The organism is Pseudoxanthobacter sp., assembly GCF_036822375.1.
GTDB lineage: Bacteria > Pseudomonadota > Alphaproteobacteria > Rhizobiales > Segnochrobactraceae > Pseudoxanthobacter.
This window is the reverse complement of sequence record NZ_DAISHT010000155.1, coordinates 1-8,804: the sequence shown is the minus strand read 5'-3', so window position 1 is coordinate 8,804 and position 8,804 is coordinate 1. Positions and strand designations below refer to the sequence as shown.

The 8,804-nt window shown below is 70.2% G+C and carries 7 protein-coding genes; 1 reads left to right on the top strand and 6 read right to left on the bottom strand.

What is annotated here, in order from left to right; all coding sequences use genetic code 11:
• The 5 genes from V7067_RS13190 to rpiA form a co-directional block, all read right to left on the bottom strand.
• The coding region (locus V7067_RS13190) for a 3-deoxy-7-phosphoheptulonate synthase (protein WP_334176364.1) at positions 1–292 on the bottom strand (292 nt) is incomplete at its 3' end.
• Between the two features lie 329 nt (positions 293–621).
• Entirely contained in the window at positions 622–2,688 is a 2,067-nt protein-coding gene (locus V7067_RS13185; RefSeq protein ID WP_334176363.1) for an acyltransferase family protein, read from the bottom strand.
• Between the two features lie 66 nt (positions 2,689–2,754).
• The gene (gene gor / locus V7067_RS13180; protein WP_334176362.1) at positions 2,755–4,146 is read right to left on the bottom strand and encodes a glutathione-disulfide reductase; all 1,392 of its coding nucleotides are present in this window, start codon (positions 4,144–4,146) and stop codon (positions 2,755–2,757) included.
• Between the two features lie 121 nt (positions 4,147–4,267).
• Positions 4,268–4,831: a DUF2059 domain-containing protein gene (locus V7067_RS13175; protein ID WP_334176361.1), complete on the bottom strand. Its 564-nt coding sequence runs from the start codon at positions 4,829–4,831 to the stop codon at positions 4,268–4,270.
• 55 nt (positions 4,832–4,886) lie between these two features.
• The gene (rpiA, locus tag V7067_RS13170) at positions 4,887–5,594 is read right to left on the bottom strand and encodes a ribose-5-phosphate isomerase RpiA (protein ID WP_334176360.1); all 708 of its coding nucleotides are present in this window, start codon (positions 5,592–5,594) and stop codon (positions 4,887–4,889) included.
• Positions 5,595–6,339: 745 nt separating this feature from the next.
• On the opposite strand from rpiA, the gene gph reads away from it, so the two are divergent.
• Positions 6,340–7,011 (top strand): phosphoglycolate phosphatase, encoded by a 672-nt coding sequence (gene gph, locus V7067_RS13165; RefSeq protein WP_334176359.1) that lies wholly within the window; start codon positions 6,340–6,342, stop codon positions 7,009–7,011.
• A gap of 86 nt (positions 7,012–7,097) precedes the next feature.
• On the opposite strand, the gene V7067_RS13160 is transcribed toward gph, so the two are convergent.
• Positions 7,098–8,795: an acyl-CoA dehydrogenase family protein gene (locus tag V7067_RS13160; RefSeq protein ID WP_334176365.1), complete on the bottom strand. Its 1,698-nt coding sequence runs from the start codon at positions 8,793–8,795 to the stop codon at positions 7,098–7,100.
• Positions 8,796–8,804 lie beyond the last annotated feature (9 nt).

The following is an 8,804-nucleotide window of genomic DNA, read 5'->3' as shown; positions in this document are numbered from 1 at the left end:
ACTGGCCGGCGATGCGGCCGACCTTCACCACCGGCTGGGCGGCGGCATAGGTCAGTACCACCGCCATCTGCAGGAAGACGCGGAAGAAGTCGCGGATGTTGTCGGCATGGTGCTCGGCGAAGGACTCCGCACAGTCGCCGCCCTGCAGCAGAAAACCCTCGCCGCGGGCAACGCCGGCCAGCGCACGCTTCAGCTTGCGCGCTTCGCCGGCAAAGACGAGCGGGGGATAGCTGGCAAGGCGGCCCTCGACGGCCGCAAGCGCGGCCGGATCGGGATATTCCGGCACCTGCACGATCGGCTTCGACCGCCACGAAGTGGCGGACCACGCCGGCCCCGCGCTCTCGCGGGCCGCGTCACGGGGGGCTCGCGCCGCAGTCTTCGGCGCAAGGACGGACGCTGACGGCGACCACGTCTCTTTCATGACCTTCACCTTGCCTTCCCACACCGGCAGCCCGAACGTGCCGCCGGCGGATTTGCGCGCTTATACACAGCCATGCGCCCCAAGGCCACCTCTGAGGCTGCGACCCGGTGACCTTACCGATAAAAACCGGGCGATCTGCCGCCGTTCCACCGATGGCGTGTCAGATCGTGACGGCCGGGCCCGGATTCAATGGGGCCTGCTCACGGGCTCCCGCCCTCCGCAGCCGGCCCGGCGATGGCCGGGGCCAGAAGCGGCGCCACCTGCTCTGCCCCGAAGCGGGAGAGATGGTCGTCGTCGAAATAGAACGGCCGGCCGGCCTCGCCGATGCGGCAGCGCTCGTCCGGGCACAGCACCGTTGCCGGATCGACCAGCGTCACGCCCTGTTCCAGCGCGGCCCGCTCCAGCACCTGCCGCGGAAACACGGTGTATTCGAGGAAATCCTGCCGGCGGGCGGCAACGGTCAGCGGTGCGCCGGTCAGGCTCGCCCGGGCCATCGCCTCCGGCACCGGCTGTCTGGCCTCGGGAATGGAAAGCAGGATGACCACCTTCTTGCCCGCCGCCTCCAGCGCCGCAATCGTCTGCGGCACGGCTGTGGCAAAGCTCTCCCGCGCGGCCCGGCGCGCATCGCGGAACCAGCCCTGATGGCGGAACGGGGCGATGCGCTCGCGGTCGGCCGCGCCGAAGCCGGTCAGATCGGAATGGATGCTCCAGCGGGCGATGAGAATGACGGTGCGAATCGAGGGGTTCGCGGCAATCCGCGCAAAGGCCGCCTCGCGGAACGGCACGCACACCTTCTCGAAGCTCTCCGGCACGCCGGTATAGGGCGGCAGCACCGGCCCGCCCAGCAACGGCGCGCAGCCGCGCATCACCATCGCCTCGCCGGCGACACCGCGCGCGGCCGCCAGATCGCTGATGGCGGAGATCATCGCATCGCCGTGGGAATCGCCCCACACCGCAAACGTGGGCGGCTTGCCCGGCAAGCCGATGAAGCAGGGCGAGGCATTGAGCTCCGCCGCCGTGGACCGCACACACGGGCTGCCGCGCCCCTCCCTGGCCACGGCCGCGATGGCGGCGACCTCGCGCGGCAGGCGCTGCGGCCAGCCGTCCGTGCGCACCAGCATCAGCGCGAACAGCGCCACCACCACCGCGCTCGCCGTGCCGGCCGCAAACACGCCGCGGCGGGTGAACAGCCCCGACTTGCCGAGGAACGGCTGCTCCAGATAGCGCCGCGACAGCACCGCAACGCCCACCGACAGCAGCAGCAGCAGGATGGTATCCAGCACGCTGAGCGGCCGGGTCAGAATGTAGGACTGGGTGACAGCCAGAACCGGCCAGTGCCACACATAAAGCGAATAGGACAGCAGCCCCGTCGCCACCATCGGCCGCCACGACAGAAGCCGCCCGGCGAGCCCCGACCCGCCCTCGCCGGCATGGATGACGAACGCCGCGCCGAGGCACGGCAGCAGGGCACCGGCACCGGGCCAGGGCATGCCTTCGTGGAACAGCGCCATCGCGGCGATCAGCAGCCCCAGCCCCAGCCACGCCAGCGCGGCGCGGGCATGGCGGTTGCGCAGCGGCGGAATGACCCGGCACGCCAGCACCGCGCCGATGAGCAGTTCCCACGCGCGCGCCTGCGTCCAGAAAAAGGCCGGCGGGCCGAACGTGACCAGCCACAGGTTGAGGATGAAGAAGGCCACCGTGAGACCGGTGATGACCAGCTTCAGCCGCCCCGGACACAGCCGCACGATGGCCACAAGCAGCAGCGGAAAGACGATGTAGAACTGCTCCTCGATCGCCAGCGACCACAGGTGCAGCAGCGGACGGGAGGTGAGCGTGGTGACGAAATAGCCGTCGCCGGCCGCCAGCACATAGTTGGTGACGAAGCCGGCCGCCGCCGCAAGCGTGGGGGCGAAGGCGCGGATCTCCTTCGGCAGCATCACGATGCTGGCCACCGCGGCGGTGGCCGCCAGCATGGCGAACAGTGCCGGAAAGATGCGGCGGATACGCCGCTCGTAGAACGAGCCCAGAGAGAACCGCCCCTCGCCCAGCTCGCGCAGGATGATGGCGGTGATCAGATAGCCGGAGATGACGAAGAACACGTCGACGCCGACGAAGCCCCCGCTGAAGGCGCCGAAGGCCGGCTGAAACATCGAGGCGTGGAACAGCACCACCCCGATGATCGATATCGCCCTGAGGCCGTCGATATCGGAACGATAGGCAATCGAGCGCCGCGCCGGGCGGCTGCCGGTTTCAGGTCTGTCCGTCATTCTTTCCGCCGCCCGGCGGCGCCGCATCGCCGCGGGGAAGCGCCCCCCTCTCGCCCTCTGTCGTGGTCAGCGGGCGGCCACCTGCTCCCGGCGCCAGCGCTCCGAAGGCGTGCGCATGGTCACCAGTTCTTCCGCCGCCGTCGGATGCACCGCCATGGTGGCATCGAAATCGGCCTTCGTTGCGCCCATCTTTACAGCGATTCCAAGCAGCTGCGCCATCTCTCCCGCATCCGGCCCGAGAACGTGAACGCCGACCACGCGATCGGTTTCCGCATCGACCACGATTTTCATGAAGGTGCGCTCTTCCCGGCCGGAGATGGTGTTCAGCATCGGCCGGAAACGGGTGCGGTAAATGTCGAGCGCGGCATATTGTTGCTTCGCCGCGCCTTCCCCGAGGCCGACGGTGCCGATTTCCGGCTGCGAGAACACCGCCGTCGGCACCAGCGCGTGATCCACGACCACGGCCCGGCCGCCGAACTCGGTGTCGGCAAAGGCATGGCCCTCGCGGATGGCGACGGGCGTGAGATTGACCCGGTCGGTCACGTCGCCCACCGCGAAGATCGACGGCACGCTGGTGCGCGAATATTCGTCCACGATCACGGCGCCGCGTTCGCTGGTCTGCACGCCGGCTTCCGTCAGGCCGAGGCCGGCAGTGTTGGGCGCGCGGCCGATGGCGGACAGCACGACATCGGTCTCGATGACGGTGCCGCGGCCGGTCGTCACCTCCAGCCCGCCTTCGGTGCGCACGATGCGGGCCAGCGTATCGGACACGATGAAGTTGACGCCCTTGCGGCTCATCTCCTCGTGCAGATAGCCGCGCACCTCCTCGTCGAACCCGCGCAGCACCTGCGGGCCGCGGTGCAGAACCGTGGTTTCCGTGCCGAGGCCGTTGAAGATGCCGGCAAACTCGACCGCGATGTAGCCCGAGCCGACGATCAGCACCCGCTCCGGCTGCGTCTTCAGATCGAAGACCTCGTTGGAGGAAATGGCGTGTTCGATGCCTTCCACCGAACTGTCGGCCACCGGCCGGCCGCCGGTGGCGATCAGGATGCGCCCGGCCGTGACGACGCGGTCTTCGCCCGTCAGGCGCACGCTGTTCGGCCCGGTCAGCACCGCGCGGGTGTGCAGCACCTCCACGCCGGCGGTTTCCAGATTGCGTTCGTAGATCGCCGAAAGCCGGGCGATCTCCTTGTCCTTGGCCGCGATCAGGGTGGGCCAGTCGAAGGCGACGCGTTCGCTGGTCCAGCCGAAGCCGACCGAATCCTCGAAGGCATCGGCAAAACGCGCGGCATAGACAAGCAGCTTCTTCGGCACGCAGCCGCGGATCACGCAGGTGCCGCCGGCCCGGTATTCTTCCGCGATGGCGACCCGGGCGCCGTAGCCGGCCGCGATCCGCGCCGCGCGCACGCCGCCGGAGCCGGCGCCGATGACGAACAGGTCGTAGTCAAAGGCTGCCATTCTCTTTCGCGTCCCCGTGTCTGTCGCTGCTGCGCGTCTGTCGCTGCTGCCGCCGCCGGCCCCTGCGGGCCGGCCGCCTCTGTCGTGGTGTGGCAGCCGCCCTCTCGCGGGCGGCCGCGGCTCAGAGCTTGTGGCCCTTTTTCTGCAGGGCGATGCGCACCTGCGTCATCATCTCGGTGGCAATCTTGTCCTGCCACTGCTTGGCCGCGCCGATGGACAGGGCCACGATCTCCGGCGAAAGCTGTGCCAGCTTCTTGCCGACCGGCGACTGGTAGAAGGCGATGATTTCCTTCAGCTCGTCGGCGCTGAAGCGATTGGCCCACACCTCTTCCAGCGTGCGGTCGAGCTCGCGGCGCTGGGGCGCGAGGCTGAGCGCCACCTCGTTGGTCACCGCGTCGATGTCGCTGGCCAGCAGCGGATTGGAGCGCACATAGAGCGCCTTGGTCTGCTCGGCGACGCGCGGCAGGATCTCGTCGAAGCCGGCGACCGACTGCGAGGCGTCGATGGCCTGCTGGGCGAGGCTGAGGATTTCCGGCGAATAAGTCCTGGGCGCGTCCTTGGCGGCGGCCTGGCCAGCGGCCGGCGCATCGCTCTGCGCCAGCGCCGGCCCGGCGGCGAACGCGCCGGCGAGCGCAAGAATGCAGGCAGCCGCGATCGTCGGGCGACGGCTCTGGTGGGCGGTCATAATGGTTGTCTCCCTGGCGGAAAACGACGGGCCGCAACTGAACGGCCCTGACGTGTCAGTCTTTGTGAATGATCCGGACGCCGGCCGCCCCGGCCACATAGGCCGCATCGGCCATGCCGAGGAACAGGCCGTGCTCCACAACGCCGGGAATGGCGCTGAGGGCGGCCGCCAGCGGCGCCGGATCGGGAATGGAGCCGAAAGCGAGATCGACGATGAAATGGCCGCCGTCGGTCACATAGTTGCCGCCGCCCGCGGCCGGGCGCACCGCAAGGCTGCCTTCCAGCCCCAGCGCCTTCGCCGCGGCGGCGATCTGACGGAGGGTGACGGTGAGGCCGAACGGCACCACCTCCACCGGCAGAGGGAAGCGGCCGAGGACCGGAACGATCTTGCTGTCGTCGGCGATGACGATGAAGCGGGCCGCGGCGCTGGCGGTGATCTTCTCGCGCAGGTGCGCACCGCCGCCGCCCTTGATGAGCGACAGACCGGGGCCGATCTCGTCGGCCCCGTCGATCGCCAGATCGAGTTCCGGCGTCTCGTCGAGGGTGGAAAGAGGAATGCCGAGCGAGCGGGCGAGCTCTGCCGTGCGCTCGGAGGTCGGCACGCCGACCACCGCAAAGCCGTCGGCCACCAGCGCGCCCAGCCCCTTCACCAGTTCCACGGCCGTGGAACCGGTGCCGAGGCCGAGGCGCATGCCGGGCCGGACTTCCTTCAGGGCTTCCAGAGCCGCAGCGCGCTTCTGTGCCGCCGCATCGGCAATCGTCATCGTGTGTGATCCTCAGGTGTCGCGGCCGGACAGGAGCGTGTATTCGGTCCCGACATATTCGTCGATGCCCCGGCGGCAAGGGCGCGGCTCTGCCCGCCTGCGCGCCTGCCCGCCATTGCCACGGCCGCCGCCAGCCCGGTTCCGCTGCGGCCGGCGCGCGGCATGCGGACAGCCGCCCCGCCCGTGGCATGGCTGGTGACGGCCCCGACCAGACACTGCTGCTTCAGAAGACCGGGGTCAGTGAGTCGCATCGTTCTCGTCCGCCACATCGAATGAACCGTGCCCGGATGGTCGGTGCCCGGCCCGCGGGGCACCGGGACAGGTGCATCCGTCCGCGTGCTTACCATGGGAGCCTTGCCGCGGCCAAGGCGCCCCGCCCTGCCGCGACGACGATTTCGCTGCCTCGCCCGCTCCTGAACGCCGCCAACATGGCCGCAGCATGGCAGAGCGATGGTGCGCACGGGCGCAGCCGCCGCGCCGCCGGCCAGCCGCGCAGCGCCGCTCAGCGCGGCAGCCCGTTGCGGCCGGCGGCGGCCTCCTGCGGCCTTCGCACGGCCATTTGCCGGCATTCGGCAATTGGCAGCGCCGCCAATGACAAACCCGTGCGCCGGCACACAATTTCGGCCTTGCACTCGGTTGCGCGGCGGCGCATTGCAGAACGAGGCGCGGTCCTCAGGCGCCGCCGTTTCCGCCACCCGGCCTGTCCTCGTCCACCCGGCCTGTCCTCGTCAAGGGAGCTTCGCCCGTGCGTCCGACCCTCGTGTTCGATCTCGACGGAACCCTCGTGGAGACCGCCCCCGATCTTTCCATCAGCCTGAACCGCGTGCTGGCGAGCGAGGGACTGCCGCCGACCAGCGAGGCGGAAGTGCGCGCGATGGTGGGGCGCGGCGGCCGGGTGCTGATCACCCGTGCGCTCGCCGCCCACGGCATTTCGGTGACGCCGGAGCGGCTGGAACAGCTCTTCCGCCGCTTTCTGGCCTTCTACGAAGAAGGCATCGACCGCACCTCCTATCCCTATCCGGGGGTTGAGGAGGCGCTGGACCGCTTTGCCGCAGCCGGCTGGACGCTGGCGGTGTGCACCAACAAGCCGGAAAAGCTCTCCGTGCTGCTGCTGGAGCGGCTCGGCCTTGCCGACCGTTTCGGGGCCATCGTCGGGCAGGAAACGTTCGGCGTTTCCAAGCCGGATCCGCAGCATATCGTGCGCACCGTTGAGGCTGCCGGCGGCGACCCCGGACAGGCGGTGATGGTGGGCGATTCCATCAACGATGTCGCCGCAGCGCGGGCCGCCGGCATTCCCGTCATCGTGGTCAGCTTCGGCTATTCCGACCGCCCGGTTGCCGCTCTCGAGGCCGACGTGGTGATCGACAGCTTCGACCGGCTGTGGGATGCGGTCAGCGGCGTGCGCGTGCCGGCCTGAGGGCCGGGCCGGCACGGCGGACGACGCGCACGGTTTCCGGGCGGCCCCTGCGGCCGCCCGTTTCATTTGCTCTCCCGCCGCCGTTCTCAGGCCGGCGGCACCACATAATCGACGATGCCGCGGCAGTCGTGCCGGCCGTCGACGCGGCCGTAGCCGCATCCCCAGCCGGGCGCGATGCGGGCCTCGAAGAAGGCGTCGCCGAGGGCGCGCGGGGCAAAGCGATCCAGCGCCGCGCCGGCGCCGGCAAGGGCAAGCTGGCCGGCCAGCAGGCGCGCGGCGCCGATATCGGCCACCGCGGCTGCGGTGGTGGAGCGGATATCCACCACGGTGGTCGCACCCTCCGCCTCGCGGTCGCGGCCGATATCGGCCAGCACGGCATCGAGGGCGCGCGCATCCTGATGAAGCGCGCGCAGCACATCGAGCGCCAGCACGTTGCCCGGCCCTTCCGAAATGGCCAGCGCCGGGGCATCGCGGTAGAGCCGCGGCAGGGCGCACTCCTCCGAATAGCCATTGCCGCCAAGGCACTCCATGGCCTCGGCGATGAAGGCCGGCGCGGTGCGCGTCAGCCAGAACTTGGCCACCGGCGTCATGACGCGCACATAGGCGGCCTCCGCCTCGTCCTGCGGGGCCAGATCGAAAGCGAGGGCGAGGCGGACGATGAGCGCGGTGGCGGCGGCGGATTCCAGCGCCAGATCCGCCAGCACCCGCAGCATCACCGGCTGGTCGATCAGCGCCGCGCCGGAAACCACGCGGTGGCGGGCGTGGTGCACCGCCTCCGTCAGCGCCGCGCGCATCAGCCCGGCGGCGGTCGCCGCGGCATCGAAGCGCGTCAGCGTCAGCATCTGCTGCACCACGCCGGGCCCCTGCCCGGCCTCGCCCACCGCAAAGGCCAGTGCCCCGGTCAGTTCGGCTTCCGCCGTGGCGGTGGCGCGCTGGCCGAGCTTCGGTTTCAGCCGCTGCAGGTGGATGGCATTGAGGCGGCCGTCCTCCAGCACCCGCGGCACCAGAAAGCAGCCGGGGCTGCCGCCGGCCTGCGCCAGCACGAGAAAGGCATCCGCCATCGGTGCCGTCAGAAACCACTTGTGGCCGGTCAGCCGCCACAGCCCGTCGCCGGCCTCGTCGGCAACGGTGGTGATGGCCTTGAGGTCGGTGCCGGCCTGCTTTTCGGTGAACCCGGCGCCCAGCAGCAGGCCGAGCTTGCCGGCCGGCGGCAGCGCGCGGTGATCGTAGCGGCGCGACAGCAGCCCGTTCAGCCACTGCGAAACGAGGTCCGGCGCGTTGGCCAGCGCCACCACGCCGGCCGACGTGGTGCTGAGACTGGCAAGGTGGCTGCTTTCGCCCTGCGCGGCGAGATAGAGGTGGGCGGCGCGCACGGCATTTCGGCGGCCGGCGAGCTGCGGGTCGTCGTCCCACAGCGCGGCGTGGAGGCCGTTTTCCACGCTGCGGCGCATCAGGGCGTGATAGGCGGGGTGATGATCGACCTGATCGATGCGGAAACCCTGCCGGTCGTGGGTGCGCAGCACCGGCGGCACGGCTTCGGCAAGGCGGGCCACCTCCTGCGCCTCGGCAGAGCCCCACCATGCCCCGGCCCGCACCAGCGGCGCCTCGGCATCGGGTTCGAGCAGGGTTTCCAGCGCCCCGATCAGGATCGGGTCGGCCTCGAACAGGTTGCGGCCGGCGAGCGGCGGCGCCTGATTGAACACATCGTGGGTTTCGAATGCGCGCGAGGGATCGGGTTCGGAATCGGGCAGGGCGGGATCGAGTTCAAAAGGGCCGGCCGACATCGACGAATC